Source organism: Natrinema pellirubrum DSM 15624, assembly GCF_000230735.2.
In the GTDB taxonomy this organism is placed as follows: Archaea; Halobacteriota; Halobacteria; order Halobacteriales; family Natrialbaceae; genus Natrinema; species Natrinema pellirubrum.
Genome location: NC_019962.1, coordinates 1682031 through 1698426 on the forward strand (window position 1 = coordinate 1682031; position 16396 = coordinate 1698426).

13 protein-coding genes, 1 tRNA gene and 2 pseudogenes are annotated in these 16396 nt (G+C 57.9%); 12 read left to right on the forward strand and 4 right to left on the reverse strand.

Annotated features, from left to right (window positions below; all coding sequences use genetic code 11):
• Positions 1 to 9 precede the first annotated feature (9 nt).
• Both NATPE_RS08235 and NATPE_RS08240 read left to right on the forward strand, forming a co-directional pair.
• A complete protein-coding gene (locus NATPE_RS08235) occupies positions 10 to 276 on the forward strand; it encodes a DUF5827 family protein (RefSeq protein ID WP_006182187.1) in 267 nt (88 codons plus the stop codon).
• Entirely contained in the window at positions 273 to 1103 is an 831-nt protein-coding gene (locus NATPE_RS08240) for a hypothetical protein (protein ID WP_006182188.1), read from the forward strand. Before NATPE_RS08235 ends, NATPE_RS08240 begins: the two co-directional genes overlap by 4 nt.
• Before the next feature lie 19 nt (positions 1104 to 1122).
• Here NATPE_RS08240 and NATPE_RS08245 read toward each other — a convergent pair whose 3' ends face one another.
• Positions 1123 to 1701, reverse strand: coding sequence for an MBL fold metallo-hydrolase (locus NATPE_RS08245; protein WP_006182189.1), 579 nt, complete (start codon positions 1699 to 1701; stop codon positions 1123 to 1125).
• 173 nt (positions 1702 to 1874) lie between these two features.
• Between NATPE_RS08245 and NATPE_RS08250 the strand changes: the two genes are divergently transcribed.
• The 3 genes from NATPE_RS08250 to NATPE_RS08260 all read left to right on the forward strand — a co-directional run bounded on the left by NATPE_RS08250 (position 1875) and on the right by NATPE_RS08260 (position 4637).
• On the forward strand, positions 1875 to 3095 hold the full coding sequence (locus NATPE_RS08250; protein WP_006182190.1) for a helix-turn-helix transcriptional regulator: 1221 nt from the start codon (positions 1875 to 1877) through the stop codon (positions 3093 to 3095).
• 120 nt (positions 3096 to 3215) lie between these two features.
• Positions 3216 to 3290, forward strand: a tRNA-Glu gene (locus NATPE_RS08255).
• A gap of 219 nt (positions 3291 to 3509) precedes the next feature.
• Entirely contained in the window at positions 3510 to 4637 is a 1128-nt protein-coding gene (locus NATPE_RS08260; RefSeq protein WP_006182191.1) for a tyrosine-type recombinase/integrase, read from the forward strand.
• A 22-nt stretch (positions 4638 to 4659) separates the two neighbouring features.
• Here NATPE_RS08260 and NATPE_RS08265 read toward each other — a convergent pair whose 3' ends face one another.
• Positions 4660 to 6039 (reverse strand): site-specific integrase, encoded by a 1380-nt coding sequence (locus tag NATPE_RS08265; RefSeq protein WP_049804919.1) that lies wholly within the window; start codon positions 6037 to 6039, stop codon positions 4660 to 4662.
• A 380-nt stretch (positions 6040 to 6419) separates the two neighbouring features.
• On the opposite strand from NATPE_RS08265, the pseudogene NATPE_RS23410 reads away from it, so the two are divergent.
• The 4 genes and pseudogenes from NATPE_RS23410 to NATPE_RS08280 all read left to right on the forward strand — a co-directional run.
• Positions 6420 to 6824 (forward strand): annotated as a pseudogene (locus NATPE_RS23410) (hypothetical protein); the annotation flags it as partial.
• A gap of 214 nt (positions 6825 to 7038) precedes the next feature.
• Positions 7039 to 7668, forward strand: a complete 630-nt coding sequence (locus NATPE_RS21080) for a recombinase family protein (RefSeq protein ID WP_241432762.1) — start codon at positions 7039 to 7041, stop codon at positions 7666 to 7668.
• Positions 7669 to 8190: 522 nt separating this feature from the next.
• Entirely contained in the window at positions 8191 to 9543 is a 1353-nt protein-coding gene (locus NATPE_RS08275; RefSeq protein ID WP_015298898.1) for a Cdc6/Cdc18 family protein, read from the forward strand.
• A 271-nt stretch (positions 9544 to 9814) separates the two neighbouring features.
• Positions 9815 to 10270, forward strand: a complete 456-nt coding sequence (locus NATPE_RS08280; protein WP_015298899.1) for a hypothetical protein — start codon at positions 9815 to 9817, stop codon at positions 10268 to 10270.
• A gap of 159 nt (positions 10271 to 10429) precedes the next feature.
• Here NATPE_RS08280 and NATPE_RS08285 read toward each other — a convergent pair whose 3' ends face one another.
• Complete coding sequence (locus NATPE_RS08285) at positions 10430 to 10846, reverse strand: hypothetical protein (protein ID WP_006182197.1); 417 nt, start codon at positions 10844 to 10846, stop codon at positions 10430 to 10432.
• 355 nt (positions 10847 to 11201) lie between these two features.
• Here NATPE_RS08285 and NATPE_RS08290 point away from each other — a divergent pair, with 355 nt between their 5' ends.
• From NATPE_RS08290 to NATPE_RS08300, 3 genes are all read left to right on the forward strand, one after another.
• A complete protein-coding gene (locus NATPE_RS08290) occupies positions 11202 to 11786 on the forward strand; it encodes an LURP-one-related/scramblase family protein (RefSeq protein WP_015298900.1) in 585 nt (194 codons plus the stop codon).
• 9 nt (positions 11787 to 11795) lie between these two features.
• The gene (locus NATPE_RS08295; RefSeq protein ID WP_015298901.1) at positions 11796 to 12347 is read left to right on the forward strand and encodes a hypothetical protein; all 552 of its coding nucleotides are present in this window, start codon (positions 11796 to 11798) and stop codon (positions 12345 to 12347) included.
• A 542-nt stretch (positions 12348 to 12889) separates the two neighbouring features.
• The gene (locus NATPE_RS08300) at positions 12890 to 15328 is read left to right on the forward strand and encodes a heavy metal translocating P-type ATPase (protein ID WP_015298902.1); all 2439 of its coding nucleotides are present in this window, start codon (positions 12890 to 12892) and stop codon (positions 15326 to 15328) included.
• Positions 15329 to 15506: 178 nt separating this feature from the next.
• Here NATPE_RS08300 and NATPE_RS23415 read toward each other — a convergent pair.
• Positions 15507 to 16158, reverse strand: a pseudogene (locus NATPE_RS23415) (pirin family protein).
• Between the last annotated feature and the right edge of the window lie 238 nt (positions 16159 to 16396).

Sequence of the window (16396 nt, forward strand, 5' to 3'; positions counted from 1 at the left end):
CGAGGGTGTATGCCCGTACCCAAATCGGAGTTCGAGAGTCTCCCGCCGTGTGACTTCTACACCCCCGCGGAACTGCTCGAGGAGGACCGGATGTACACCGTCTACGAGATCGCCCGCCTGCTCCAGGGGATCGAACCGGACGCCGACATCGACCGCGAGACGGAGGATATCCTGCTCGACTGGGCGATTCCGTGGGTGATGACCAACGCCGAGGACCTCGTAGTCGCCGAACCCCGCGACGAGGACGAACCCGGCTACTACGGCCTGCGGGAATGATCCTGCTCGTGGTCGGTGCCGACCGTGTCGACGCCGGCAAGACCACGTTCTCGGCCGGCCTCCTCGAGCGGACCGGCGCGGTCGGCTACAAGCCCCGTGCCGGCAATGACTTCTGGTTCGACCACGACGACTGTCGCCGGGCACTCGCCGACGGGCGACTGTACGGCAAAGACGCCGCGCGACTCTCGGCGGCCGGCGGCCGCGAGCGACTGCCCGAACGGCTCAACCCCGTCCATCGGCTGTGGCGGCCCGCTCCCGACGGCGGGACGGGACTGCTCGGCCGCTCGGACCGGGAGTTCGTGATCGACCGAATCGGTCGGGACCCCGACGACCCGCTGTTCGTTCGCAACGCCACCGCCGACGTGCCGGACCGGGTCGCCGAGGCGCTCCCGCTTTCCGACGCCCTCCCCGTCGAGACCGTCGACGAGTTCAACGCCCTCGCCGAGCGCGAGTACGTCCCCGCCTTCGAGCGACTGGCTGCCGAGATCGAGGCCACGGAGGTGGCCGTCGTCGAGTCCTACAGCGACATCGCGCTTCCGCTCGACTCCCTCGAACCGGCGTCGATCGCGGCCGTCGCGGCCGTCGAACCTGGCCGCGCCCGGATCTATCCGGGCGGTCGCTACGCTCGGGCCTGCGAGGTCGCCAGCTCCAGCCCCCGTGATGGGGCCGTCGAGAAACGCGTCCCCGACGTTCTCGAGTATCTCGACCCCCTCGAGCGGGTTCGGCTGCCGGCGCTCGGGGGCGACGACCGGGACGATCCCGCACGGATCGCTGGCGCGTATGCGGACGCCTACGACGCACTGCTGGACGCCGCCGGCCGGGCGTAGCTCGCAAAAACGCCCGCAGTCAGGACTGTCGGGCCATCCGCGCCGAGAGTTCGACGTGGTCGTATGGATCCGTCGTCACGCTCGGGCCGTGGCCGGTGTGCATCTCTGCAAGGTCGGGGTCGATCCGCTCACGGACGCGATCGATGCTCTCGATCAGCGTCGCTCGGTCGCCCTCCTCGAGGTCGGTTCGGCCGAAACTCCCGTTCTGGAAGATCAGATCGCCGGCGAAGAGGACGCCGGCCGATTCCGAGTAGAAACAGAGGTGGTCGTTCTTGTGGCCGGGGGTATGCAATGCGACGTACTCGTGGTCGCCCAGCCGGACGGTCGCCTCGTCATCGATGGCGTGATCGACGCCGTCGATCGACGGGTCGAAACCCCACGCGTCGACGCCGAAGGCGTCTTTGACTGCCGCGAGGTTCCCGACGTGATCGCGGTGAGTGTGAGTGAGAATTACTGCCTCGAGGTCGTCGACGTGGTTACGAGCGGCCGCGACGACGTCGAAGTTCGCACCGGTATCGATGACGACGGGTCGGTCGCCGTCGACGAGGAAGACGTTGCTGGTAAACACCTGGACACCCTGCGCGAGATTGGCAATCATAGCCAGCGGTACGCGGCCGATCGGTTTGTGGGTATCGACACGCAGCCGTGGCGTCCGTCGCGGCGGGCACTTGGGGTGTCCACCCGACTCGCCGATGGGGATGACAACCGGCCCCATCGGTTCGGTAGCGATATTCACAAGCATTTTTAGCTCCGGCACGTAGTGGAAGACGAATGAATCGGCCGGGATCCGTCGGACTCGTCGTCCTTCTCGTTCTCTCGTCCGTCCTCGCCGTCGGCACAACGGCATCGCTGGCGGCCGGCGGGCCGGGCGACGCCGTCTCGACGACGCCGGTTGAGCCACAGACTGAGGCCGCGATCGCACCCCAGGACTCGCGGGGACTGCTCAGACAGGAGACGCGGGAGTTCGACAATACGACGTTCGAGATCCGCGTCCACGAGAACGGCAGCGCGACCTGGACGTTCCGATACGAACAGCGGTTTACCGACGACGAGAACGCGACCAGAACCCAGGAGAACTTCGAGGACTTCGCCGAGGAGTTCCGGGCCAACGAGACCGGCCTCTATGATCGGTTTACCAACCAGTCACGCGAACTGACCCAGGCCGGTATGCAGGAATCCGGCCGGGAGATGGAAGCGACGAACTTCCGGCGATCGGTACGGGTCGAAGACCAGTTCACGCCGACCGGAGTCGTCGAGATGTCGTTTACGTGGACGAACTTCGCCGACGTGCAGGACGACCGGCTCGTCGTCGGGGACGTCTTCGACGGGGTGCCGCTCTCCGCGGAGCAGGCGATCGTCATCGAGGCGGGCGGCGATCTGACCTTCCGGTCGATCGAACCCGACGACGCCCAGTACGCCGGCGGCTCGCTCACGGACGCGGAGTCGGTTCGCTGGAGCGGCAAACGGGAGTTCATCGACGGACGGCCGCGAGTCGTGTTCGATCGCCCCGATTCGGCCGCCATCGGCGACGGCAACACGGGGCTGCTCGGCGGGAACCTCGTTCCGATCCTCGTCGGTGTCCTGCTACTCGTCGTCGGCGTCGTGGCCGCCGTCTGGTACCGACGATACGGTCCCGTCAGCGACGACGAATCGACGTCCGACGACGAACCGGCGGCTCCCGCTGGCGGAGCGGCCGCCGGTGCCGGCTCCGCCGTCGGTTCAGCCGACGCCGCGGACGACTCCGAGTCGATCCCCAACGAGGAGTTACTGACCGACGAGGACCGCGTCGTCAAGCTCATCCGCGAGAACGGCGGTCGGATGAAACAGGTCAACATCGTCGAGGACACCGGCTGGTCGAAGTCCAAAGTGAGCATGCTGCTCTCCGACATGGAAGAGGAAGGCACGATCAGCAAACTCCGCGTCGGCCGCGAGAACATCATCAGCCTCGAGGGGTTCGAACCCGAGGCGACCAAGTCGCCGTTCGAAGAGTAGCTCGATCGACAAATACCTGCGTGAGAGCGTTCAACACCCCCGGGACGAAACGGAATGCTTAAACGTCAGACGGCGCTACGATGGAATGCACTCGCGACGCGTCGGGACACGACGCAGCACGCTCCGATGGTGTAGTCCGGCCAATCATATTGCCCTCTCACGGCAATGACCAGGGTTCGAATCCCTGTCGGAGCATCCTACCCCGCCGCCTTCTCGTGGTTTTCACCGTGAACTAACCACAGGTAAACGTATGTTCACGGGCAATGCGGTTCAGATGGTGCATCGACCCCGACGCCGTCTTGCGATTCCACTGTGTCGTGAGGCAATGAAGTTCAAGGGGGAAAATCGGCCGCCGTCTTGCGATTGGCGAAATCGAGAGGCAACGACCTGGGTTCCCGTCACGGAGGTCAGGCAATGAAAGACGCGGACCAGGCAACCGACCCCCTCGAAGACATCACGCTCATCCCTGGGCCGACAGAAGAATTACTAAATGAGCGGCAATTCCTCAACTACCGAAGTGAGCGAGAACAGTGCCTTGAATGGCTGTTAACATTCGGTATAGATCCGAAGACAGCTGATGGGTACGCAAAAACAACCGTCAGCAATCGCGCGTTCCGAATGGACCAGTTCTACCGCTGGGTTTGGGAGCAGGAAGGTGGGTACACTACGAGTCTCACTCACGACCACGCTGACAATTACTTGCGCCACTTAGCTGGCCAACAGAAATCAAACGCGCACAAGAATTCGTGTCGGAAGGCCTTGATGATGCTCTACAAGTGGCGTCATCATCAACGGGGTGCAGACAAGTGGGAGCCAGAGATTACGTTCTCCCGCAAAAACCAATCAACGACGCCACGGGATTACTTAACGCGCGAAGAGCGGACTGCCATCCGCGACGCGTCACTGGAGTATGGAAGTGTCCCTAATCGTGATAACGTCTACGGTGACGAGCGAGACCAGTGGGTTGCGTACCTGGCACAACGATTCGAGAAGCCGAAGACAGAAGTGACGGAAGCAGATTGGGAACGCGCGAACAAATGGAAGATACCGAGCCTTGTCGCCACGAGCCTCGATGGTGGTCTACGCCCGATTGAGGTTGAACGCGCACGAACGTCGTGGGTGGACGTCGACAACGGTGTCCTTCGAATCCCGAAAGAAGAGTCCTCGAAGAATACAGAACACTGGATTGTTAGTCTCCAGACCCAGACTGTCGAGATGCTGGATCACTGGTTGACACAACGAGCAACGATCGAAAAGTACGATGACACCGACGCGCTTTGGTTGACGAGAAGGAGCAATCCGTACCAGACCTCGTCACTCCGGAATTTGCTTCACCGGCTCTGTGAGATCGCAGAGATCTCCACAGAGAATCGGCAAATGAGTTGGTATGCCATCCGGCATTCGACAGGAACGTACATGGCGCGTGAGGAAGGACTCGCGGCTGCCCAGACTCAACTCCGTCATAAGTCGCCAGAAACGACGATGAAGTACGATCAAGCACCGGTCGAAGACCGGAAGAACGCGTTAGATCGAATGGGGTAGTTCCCTGTGTAGTGGGGCAGCGTTACTCTTCTGTCCCGTCTTGAAGGATTTGCCTCGTGATATCGACACGGGCTTCAGTCGTATCCGGAATCACCGCATCGATGTGGAGGCCGCCGCCATGCGTCTTGGAGACCGCCGTAGTTGTCTCGTTTGTCTCCTGTGCTGGTTGAGTGTTCGTAGTGGCTGTTGACGAGGTCGCGTCTGCCTCTTCTGCGAAGGGGTTGTATTCGGGATCTGCTGCTGCCTTCTCTGCTTTTCGCTGGGTTTCGTTGAGCCGGAGTTGAAGCTTTTCGACTGGGGTCTGGTTGTACGCCTCTTGTGTCGTCTCGTATCGTTCGTGTCGCAGTTGATCGTTGGCTTCGGACAGTTCTCCCTCGGCAGTCACGTTCCGCCCCATCGTCTGGCGGAGACTGTACCAGACGATCTTCCGATCATCTGTTTTGATCTCTGCTTCTTCGCATAGATTGCGCAGAAGGTTACAGAGACTCCCGGATTGGTAGGGGTTTCCCTCCCTGTTGAGCCAGATCTTGTTGCTCCCATCGTACTTTTCGAGGTGACGTCGCTCCTGAAACCACCCACTCAGCACATCTCCAGACCTGTCTGACAGGCCTATCTCTTCTTTTTCGCGTTCTTTGCAGGCGTACTCAGTTGGTATTTTGAGTGTGTTCGACTTCGGGTCGTACCAATGCGTTTCGGCGTTTCCGATTTCGATCGGTGCGAGTCCAGCATCGAACCCAACGGTTACCATGGAGTTGACTTTCCCACTCCAATCAGCATGCAACCAATCGTTTCGCGTCACGTCTTCTTTCGGGATTCCAAGCCGCTGTGCAACGAGGCCATCTATTTTCTCCCGTTCGTCAACAGGCGTATCGTAGTACGATGGGAGTGCGCCATAGGACTCTGCTGCCTCAAACAAGAGTCCCAGTTCGCGGTAGGTGAATCGGTACGCGGATTCACCTTTCTCGTCACTGAAGTTGATTTTTGATTCCCACTCGTAGTCCATCGTCCCTTCGTAATACCGCCATCTGAAATAGCACTCCAGAGTGTCGGCAAATTTTCTCTTCGTCGATTCACCGTACTCTTCGCCTTTGTTCTTCCCTCGTTGTTTCGTGATCTCTGCTCGATCAATCATCAACAGGAGATTGTCGGCATGCTCGTCCTCGATTTTCGCAGGATCGTCCGGATCGAAATACGTGATTGAGAATCGATGGAGTTGATCAAGACGGTTGAGGTAGTTCTTTGCCGTCGATTCGTTAAGTCCGATTTCTCTCCTTGGATTCTTTCCCTTATCGATCATCCACGTGTGCAGGTCCCTATACGCTCGTTGGACGTCTTCTGCTGCATCACCGAGTTCTCTTCGCAACTGTTGAGTGATGTCAGCAGGTGATTTTGAACTCGCCATCTGACGCGAAGCGGAATAGCATCCATCCAATTAAAAACCCTTGTTCTAGATTCTATGGTAGTGACATATATTAATAGAATGTAAAAGTGCATATTGGCCCTACAATCGCTCACAGTACCCATTGTTCCCCTATAGGCGAGTCGAGAAAACTGACCGGGCTTAGCGACCGTCAGAACAGATTACTGGATCGCTTCAACAACAAAATCTTCAGAATCGCAAGCAGGCGCAAACCCTGAGCGAGGTTGACGGCGTAGTTGATGGAGAGAGGCAACTACTGCTCTTGGACGGATTTATTGCCAACTAGTTGTAATTTGAAGCATGGATGAACTTACGGCGAACATCTCGTTCGACAGGTTCACTTATATATTTGCGTTCTGAACATCTCCTTCCCATCAAACCCTGAAGACCCAGGATTCCGGGAAGCCCAAGAAGACCCCACCCAAGTACTAGAACGAGAAAATCCGATATTCAGCTACGTCGCCCGCCGGATGCTCACCGAGCAACCCTGGACCGACGGGAACGGCACTATCGAAGACGTTCGACGCATCTTCCGCGAGTTCTACGACGAAGCCGGTCGAGAGGAACCCGAGTACTTCCCAGCCGACGAACCAGCAGAGAAAAAGTACGATACGGGACGCCTCAAATGGTAGCGCGACATCCAAGGTGGCCACGTCACGTTCGAATCCGAGCCCGATGCGATCACTGCCGATTTCGACCGCGAAGAATACGAAGTGTACGACTACGAGAAGCGGTTCCCGAAACGGTTCATGTCCGAGAATATGTCTGAGTGAGTCATTTTCAAGATTCATTTTAATTCTATATGGTTGACTCAGATACTAGAGATTGTCAGAAAAAGACTCGTAGGTGGTTTGTTCTAACTCCCTTTGATTGAATCAGCCGGTAAGTAGATGTGCCAAACGACCGTTAGCCGATCAAGATGCCGAGAGACAACGCGACTCAATCGCATCGAAGTACGAAGAAGACAACATTACGTGGTTCGTGAACCACCTCGGGGTCAAGCCCCGAGGCACTCGCCTTGTTTCCTCTGTAGACGTCGAGTCAGGCGCATCTCTCGCCCGGAATCAGTATAATGATCTTCGAGATGAACTCAATGAATACGACGTAGTAGTTTCAACAGAGATCGATAGGCTCGGCCGATCATTCAGCGAACTCGCGTCTTTCGTTGAGGAACTCCGTGATCGAGGGATTGGTCTAGATTTAGTGGAACAGCCAGTTGATACGACAGGGAAAGAAGACTGGATGGGCGATCTAATGCTGAACATCCTCATCACGTTCGCAGATGCAGAGAGGAGGATGATCAAAGACCGCGTTCAGCAAGGTATCGACAAAGCCCGCCGTGACGGAAAGCGCGTCGGTCGTCCGCCGTTCGGCTACGACGTTGAGGACGGGTTCATGTACCAGGTTCCAGACGAGTATGCCCGCGCACAGAACTTCATTAGGGAAGTGAAGAAGGGTCGGTCGAAGCGAGCGACTGCAGAATTCTTCGAAATCCCCGAGAGTGCTATCCAGTCGATCTTGAAGCGTAGTGAGCAGAACTACGAAATCGCGTTCGATAATAACGAGTGGCGGATCGAGCGAGCAAAGTTGAGGCTGGGGAGAAAGATTTAGAACCGCTAGAAAAGGGAAGTGATGATTTTTGACTGGACTCTGTGGGAATGATCTGGACCCCACCCACACTGTATTCGAAATGAAATCTGTTATAGAACGTCTAGATAATCGACCCCCACACACCGTTTTCGAAATGAAATTGGGGCGTTAAACACAGATTCAGGGCCTCATACGCGATACTGCTAATAAATATTGATTCTACAGGTCACTTCTTTGAGTTCATTTCGATCACGGTGGCTTACTCAGCCAGTTTCACCGCATAATCCGCTCTCAGGCTGGATATGGGACAGTCTCTGTCTTCAATTTCTATGATTTCATTTCGATTGCGGTGTGAGGGTGATTCGCCTCTGGAACATCTCCCTCTACCTAATTTCATTTCGACCACGGTGTCCTCATCTCGATACTGCTCCTATTGCTTCGATTCCGATAGCACCCTGAGTCATTTCGATCATGGTGCCTTCATTTCGACTACACCCCCTTCATTTCGAAAAAGGTATTGCAGTTTAGTGTTTATCACCGATAATGAATCACAACCCATCCGACATGCAGGGAGATGGGAGCGAAGATATCACAGATCAGTCTTCTGAGTCATCTATCGTCGATAGCATCCTTGATGGCAAACGAAAAACAGTTTTCGAGAATAAACAACTCGTTGACTCGAACACGATCGTTGATCATAACCGGATCTATGGCCGTGATAAACAACTGGCAGCTGAGGCCCGGGCGTTTCGTGACACCCTCGACGGCGAACGTCCCCCAGATCTCTTACTCTACGGGCCAAGTGGTACTGGGAAAACACTCACGGTGAAAGCGGTCGCTGAGAAGGTAAAAGAACGCGCCACTCAGAACAAGATTGACTTCGACTTTATTGCGGTCAATTTCAAAACGATGGAGTCCCACTCGTTAGACCGCGCTGTCTGGAAACTCGGAAATCAAACCGCTAAGAAAGCCGGCGTCTCCTGGGATATCCCTCGGAAAGGTGTCTCCACCGATGCAAAATATGTCCGCCTCTACGAGATTGTTGACCGGCATTTCGATGCTCTTGTGTTCATACTCGACGAAATTGACACTCTTACTGGTCGCGCTAGTGATGATGAGCCTGCGTATTCTCGGTTACTCTACAGCTTGAGCCGAGTTATGGCCGAGCAGCATGTCGATACCCTCGTCTCAACGGTCGTGATCACGAACCATCCCAAATTCCGCGAGAATCTCGATAGCCACACCGATAGCTCGTACAATCCGACCGGTATCCATTTCTCCGATTATGATGCTAACGAACTCATCGAAATCCTCAACCGCCGACGCGACGCTTTCAAAGACGGGGCACTCGATGACGGCGTCATCGAACTCGTTGCTGCATACGGGGCGAAAAACGAGGGTGACGCACGTCGAGCAATCGACCTACTTCGTGATGCAGGAGAGTTGGCAAACAGGAACGGAGAGACAGTTGTTACAGAGCGGCATGTACACGCAGCCAATGACTCAGTCGTGAAAAACCGAGTGTTAGAAATTGTTGGTGGAATGTCTCTCCAGAAGAAGCTCTCGCTTTATGCTGCGGCCGTTGTCGCGGATGTGAATAATGGCGCGGCACCAAGTCCAGCAATTTACACGTTGTATCAGGAGATCTGCCAACGCACCGACCGCGATGTCTATACACAGGAAACGGTCAACAGCCACATCAACAAAGCAGGAACGTATGGTGTACTCGAAAGCGAGCGGACGAGCGGTGGCTTCAAAAGCGGTGTTCACCTCATGTTCACGTTCACAGAACCAGTTGACGCTGTAATTGAGACACTCGAAGAAGACGATACGTTTGACGAGATCGAGCTATCCACCGCTCGCTCGATTGCGCGACAATCTATCCGTAGCACTTGACATCTCTCAGAGTAAGACGTGAAAATCTTGGTGAGGTATCATAGAACGGTTGGTACGCCCAATCTCGACTCTCCAAAATCGCTCAATACAGGGCAAGCAGTTGCCGAAGCGGCTATCGATCTATCCGAATATGCCAAAAGCCACCTGCTGAATGTAGTGCGCGTCTCGGTCAAGAATCCATGGTAGCTATAGCGGGACTAGGCGGTCGCGGAAAGAACTGGCTGGAAGAACTGTACACAAAGCTTATCCCACTTTCATTTTCACAGGACATATGAGCCATTCACGGCGAACCGCGCTTAGCGTCCTCGGCACTGGGTTGCTAGGCGGACTGGCCGGGTGCAGTTCTAGCCTATCCAAGAAGCTAAATGATAAGCCCGACGCGCCCATTGTGCTGGAGAATCAGCACGATGAGAAGCATATGGTTTCGGTTGCGATCACGTCGATCCCGAGTACCGGGCTTGGCTACACCCATTACTTTTCTGGCGTGCATTTGGTTGCGGCTGTTGACAGCGAAATGGATGGTGAAGAACTTAACACACACACGTTTAATGAGGCTGAGTTATCGTCCATCGACCATACGTCGGGGGTGCTGGCGATGGTGATGTTGGACGACGAAACTGCCGTGCGTGAGGAGATCCCGCTCGATTCGGGGTTCGCCGAACTACAGATCCTTATCACCGAAGACGGCGAAATAGATATGCGCCCCGAGTGGCGCTCCGACACGTAGCCTCTACAAAAGTTTCTATCGTTCAGTACAGGGGATTCACATACCAGCGCTGGTCGAGATTTGCCCGACTCCTTTCAGGAACAGCCTGCAAGATATAGAGAGTCGATTCATCACGCTAATGATGAAGCGTACCAGACTTTAGAACACAACCTACGAACGTTATTCGCGTAGTATAGTCACCAAGATAGTGAGAGTGAAGCCTGCTGTCGCCAAGAGGAAACTCGGCGTCGTCAACAGAAGAGCGAACGGCCCAAGCGGCGAATCACCCCCACCGAAGCTTCCCACCTCAAGGGCCGCTCCGACAGCTACCACGAGATAGAACGCAACACCCGGAGCGATACCACTTCCAACGGCCGCAGGAAATCCGAGCCGATACCTGCCGCAAATTCCGCCAGCAACTCCCGGGACAACGCCGAGGGCGATCGCAAAGACGGCCGTACCGATCAGTCCGGAGACTCCGATTTCAAGAAGACCGAATGGAATGAGGAGGAGCGCGGTTGTACCCCCGACCGCAATAACAGTCACAAGCGCACGTAGCGGATGTTCGCCGTACAGGTGCTGGCGGAGAGTGGCCACAGTACCCGTTAGAAGCCTGTGAACTGATAGACTTTCGGTCAGTTGACGACAGAAATTGTTGACCGTCCAACTGGGATATTCGTCGCGCTGAATTTGCGCGCTGTATCTCGCACGAAGGCAAGAACATATGGCCGCAGCTGGTAGATTGATCGGTAGTACATTCGCAGTCCTACGTAACGGCCTTTTCACCGAGGACAGTGTCTAACAAATGGGTTTCAGCAGAGCCGAAGGCTTTGCGACAGCGCACGACGGGCGACGGCGACGGCGGATACAGTCGCTGGGACAGAAACGGACCTGTTTCGGAGCGAGAGACACCGCAACCGGGTTCTTGCTTCCGTGGCCACAGGGACTGTCCATGGAGGCGTCGAACTACGATATCGAGGGGCTCGACCTCTCGGCCGACCGGTACACCGTCGAACAGAACCTGATACGGAACGAGTACAGAGCCCTCGACGACCGCGGTAATACGGTCCTCGAGGGGAAGCAAAAGACGTTCAAACTCAAAGAGGAGTTCCCGTTCGTCGATGCGGACGGTGACGACGTGTTCACCGTGACGGCACAGCAGATCCGGGACTACAAGGGCCAGTACGTTCTCACGGACGCTCGAAGCGACGAGGACGTCGTCGTTCTCGACCACGAGTACTCGCTCCTCGAGCAGATTACGGGAGCGACCTGGACGATCCGTGACCCCGAGACCGACGCCGAGCTGGCGGCGATCACGTCTCGGAAGTTCGTCGGTCTGTTCCGGACGGGGCTCTTGGGGAACCTGATCCCACACCACTACGAAATCACCGACGCCGACGGCGGCCACGTGGGTTCGATCACGGGGCAACTCTCGATGAAAGATCGGTACGACATCGAGATCGACGACGCCAGTTCCGTGCCGCGGGTCCCAGTCGTGGCCGCCGCGATGGTCATCGACGCGATCGAGGGGCACTGAGTTCGACCCATGGAACGGAACGACGCCTCGAGTGACGGCATTCGCCGCCGAGATCACAGTCGGGAACGGACGCCTCGAGACACCACCCACACCAGACGGGCGGCTCTCGCTGCGAGCGCAACGGCGCTACTGACAGCGATAGCCGGCTGTACGACCGCAATGGACTTCATCGGAGACCGGTTGCTCGAACAGGTCAACGTGTTCAACGAAACCGACCGACGAGTCGCCGGTTCCATCGCCGTCGGCGACCCCGCCGGTGAAACGGTTCTCGACGAGACGTTCGACCTCGCTCCGTCGGAGTCGGGGAACGACAACGAAGGGTCGGCCTCCGGAGACGACGAACAGTCCGTCGCAGTGTACGACGACGTGTGGGGCGAGGCCGGCTCGTACGAAGTGACCGTCGAACTGACTGACACCGAAATAGACGGCCGATCACGGGCGAGCGAAACGGTGACGATTAGCGATCCCGACGAGCAGTTACTCGGTGTCGCACTCGGTTCCGAGGAGGTCGGTGAACCGATCGGCTTCCGCGTCGGCGAGAGCCTCTCGGATCTGGCGTAACGCGAGCCGCTATATAACACTATTCCCAGACTTACGCGTGATTGGGCATTTCGCCCCTCGAGTAGCGATTTTCAGCAGCCAACGGAAGCGCAAGAGTGTTTCCGTCCGTTGGGAACGGAATTTCTGAGTGGGTGGTTGACCGCGCTACGCGGCCCAAACAAGGAGTTTTCCAACAGGGCGTTGGTTCGATAATTCCCGGGAGAGGAGACGAAATACATTACCCTTCCAAGCGACTAGCTCGGCCGATATCACGGTCCGAACTGATCGACATGTACCAGGTTCCACCCTTTGGCAGTGCCGTGGCGTTGTTTCTCGCGGGAGTGTACTGTATCGGAACGGACATCTCGCGTGTCGTGATCGATGCCAGTGATGGCAGTCGGTGCCGGCGAGTACACCGATTACGTGGAGTCGCGGTCGTCGCGCTCAAGGACGTCCTGCTGGCGCACGAGGTGAGAAGACCGCGGATACGACACTCGAAACGATCGTTCTACGGAGGGATCGACACACAACAAATCGCGGCAACGGCCACTAGTGACTAACGAATGTCCGACACCTCGCCGTCAGAACCCAGCTGTACACTCTGTGACCTCCCCGTCAGTGGGAGTGACATCGTATCGGACGGCAATCGGTTCTGCTGTACTGGCTGTCGAGATGTCTACGTCACCCTTGGGGACGTCGACGACATCGACGCCGACGACGTCCGCCGCGCTCGAGACGATTCACAGTCCGATCGCGAGGTCCCGTCGGATCACGACGCGACGTTTCTAGAAGTCGACGGGATGCACTGTGCGACCTGCGAGGCGTTTATCGAATCAGCCGCGACGACGATCGACGGCGTCAGCGATGCCAGCTCGAGTTACGTGACCGACACGGTTCGAATCGATCACGATCCGGACCGCGTCTCGGCGGCCGACCTCCAAGAGGAGATCAGCGGACTCGGCTATAGCGCCTACGCCCGCGACGATACGTTCAGCCGTCGGAGAGCGAATAACTGGGAGATGGGGCGAATCGCAGTCGGCGTCCTCATGGGAATGTCCGTCATGTTGCAGTACCTCGTCATCATCTACCCGACGTACTTCGGCGGCCTGTTTTACGGCGACCGGGTCACGGAGTTTTTCGAAAGCGCGCTCGCGAGTTCCGTCGCCACGCCATTCTACGTCGTCATCGCGGCGCTCACGACGATCATCCTGGGCGTGACTGGCAAGCCGATCCTCCAAGGGGCGTACGTCAGCGTGAAGACGCGGTCGCCGAACATGGATCTCCTCGTCGCGATCGCGGCCGTGAGCGCGTACCTCTACAGTACGCTCTCGATCGTGTTCGGTGGCGAACACATCTACTACGACGTGACCGTCGCGATAATCGTTATCGTCACGGTCGGCAACTATTACGAATCGTCGATCAAGCAGGAGGCGACCGAGCGCCTCTCCGACCTGACTTCTATCCAGGTCAACGAAGCCCGTCGCGTTCGCGAGGACGGTGAGGCAGAAGACGTCGCAGTCGAGGATCTCGAGGTCGATGATCGCGTGTTGGTCCGGTCCGGGGAACGGATCCCCGTCGACGGGACGGTCGTCGACGGTGACGCAGCCGTCGACGAGGCGGTCGTCACCGGTGAGTCCCTTCCCGCTCGGAAGACCGCGGGCGATACCGTCGTCGGCGGCTCGATGGTGACGGACGGCGGGGTGACCGTCCGCGTCGGAGCGGAGGCGACGAGTAGCCTCGATCGGATCACCGAACTCGTCTGGGACCTGCAAAGCGGCTCCCACGGGATTCAGAAACTCGCGGACAAACTGGCGACGATCTTCGTGCCGGTCGTTCTCGCTCTCGCAGTCGTCGTTACGGGCGTGAACTTCCTTCTCGGGAACGGCGTTTCCGCCCTTCTCGTCGGGCTCACGGTGTTGATCGTTTCCTGTCCCTGTGCGCTCGGGCTGGCGACGCCGCTTGCAGTCGCCGCAGGGGTCCGCGACGCGTTGGAACGCTCGATCGTCGTCTTCGACGATAGCATCTTCGAGCGAATCCGCGACGCGGAGACCGTCATCTTCGACAAGACCGGCACACTGACGACGGGTGAAATGACCGTCATCGAGACCGATCTCGGGACGGCGTTGCTCGAGAAAGCGGCACTTCTCGAGCAGCGCTCGTCACATCCCGTCGGTGAGGCCATCGCCACCGAGCGACCGGTGCCCGACGGTGGATCGGTCGAGTCCGGGTCGGACGCCGATTCACCGGCCGACCGTGTCGTCTCCTTCGACAGTTATCGGAACGGCGTCTCGGGTATTGTCGACGGAGACGAGATCATCGTCGGCCACCCGGACCTGTTCCGCGATCACGACTGGGACGTTCCCGCGAACATCACCGATCGAATTGCGAACAGCCGTGAAACCGGACGAGTTCCGGTTGCTGTCGGTCGCAACGGGACTGCTGAAGGCGTCATCGTCGTCGGTGACAAACTGCGGGAGAACTGGGACGAGACGGTGGCATCCATTTCCGACGATGGGAAAGATGTGGTCGTCCTCACCGGCGACGATGCCCGGGCGGCACAGCAGTTTCGGGATCACGCTGCCGTCGACGACGTGTTTGCGGGCGTTCCGCCGGAAGGAAAGGCCGAGACCGTCACGCGATTCAACGAGACGGGACGGACGGTGATGGTCGGCGATGGAACCAACGACGCACCGGCGCTGGCCGCGGCCGATCTCGGCATCGCTCTAGGCGGTGGGACTGCGATGGCTGCTGACGCCGCGGACGTCGCCCTCGTCGATGACGACCTCGCGTCCGTCGGGACGGTCTTCGAACTCGCTCGAGCGACGAACCGCCGTGTGAAAGGCAATATTGCGTGGGCGTTTTGCTACAACGCCATCGCGATCCCGCTTGCCGTGATCGGTCTGTTGAACCCGCTCTTTGCAGCGCTCGCGATGGGCGGGAGCAGTCTGCTGGTCGTCGTGAATTCGACTCGGCCACTACTGTCCGACGAGGATACCGCCTGAGTTCCCTTCCGACCATTCTCGGCTACCGACGGATGATTCGCCAGAAGCGCCGCTTGCCGGATTCGTCCCCCAGTGAAAGAGGGCCACCTCGAGGACGCCACCCTCGAGTACGGACGTTCGATGGGGCCCTCTCCGAGGTCGCAAAAAGCGGTGCCGGGGAAACTGGCCCGTCGCAGTCTCAGCGGCCGATCGTCCCCTGCCGAGTGATCGGGGCGTCGGGGTTGATGGAAAACGCAACGATCGTCGACACCTCGGTCGCGGTGACGGACACGTCGCTCTCGCCGGTCACGAGCGCGCTCTCGGTGTATCCGACGGACTCGTCGCCGACGTCGACTGCCCCCTCGAAGACATAACAGTAGGTATCCGAACAGGTGCCGCCACTCGTTGGGGGCCGGATCGGGGATCGGCGCGTGTTGGATGCCCGGCTCGAGGTCGAGACTGTGTGGTCGGACGAAGAGCTGAAGCATCCGCAGCGGCGGGTCGTCCGCGAGCGTCTCCTCGGCGTGCCAGAAGCCGCTGCCGGCGTTCATCACCAGCAGGTGTTCGGGATCGGTAACGAGTTCGTTCCCTTGCCGGTCGTCGTGACGCATCACCCCGTGGGGAACCCACGAGATGATCTCCTCGTTGCGGTGTTGATGCATCCGGATCAGTGTTCCCGGATCCATGAACGACTCGACGACCGCCGCAAGCGGACCGTATCCGTGGTCGTCGTGGCCCGGGACCGGACGGCCGGGGAAATTGAAATGGATCCTGAACTTGCCCTGATTTTGTGAGACATCCGTTCGTGGGGCGGTGTGGATTCGCGACTGCGCCGACGCGGAATCGTCCATTCGCTCTCCGTAGTTCCTCGAGCGCTATATGTGTTCTGTGCGCTGGTGACCGCTCGTCTCTCGAACCGGGAATTGCTCTCTAGTCACCCTGCACTAGCTCTCTGATAACCGCTTAGTTAGAATAGCTCTACATATCACTCTATTAATCATGGCAATTCGGCTGTAAGTGGGTGTTCTGTCGATTGTTCCGTTCCCAAACCCTTTTGACTAACTAGTTAGTAAGCTCCCTATCGATCAG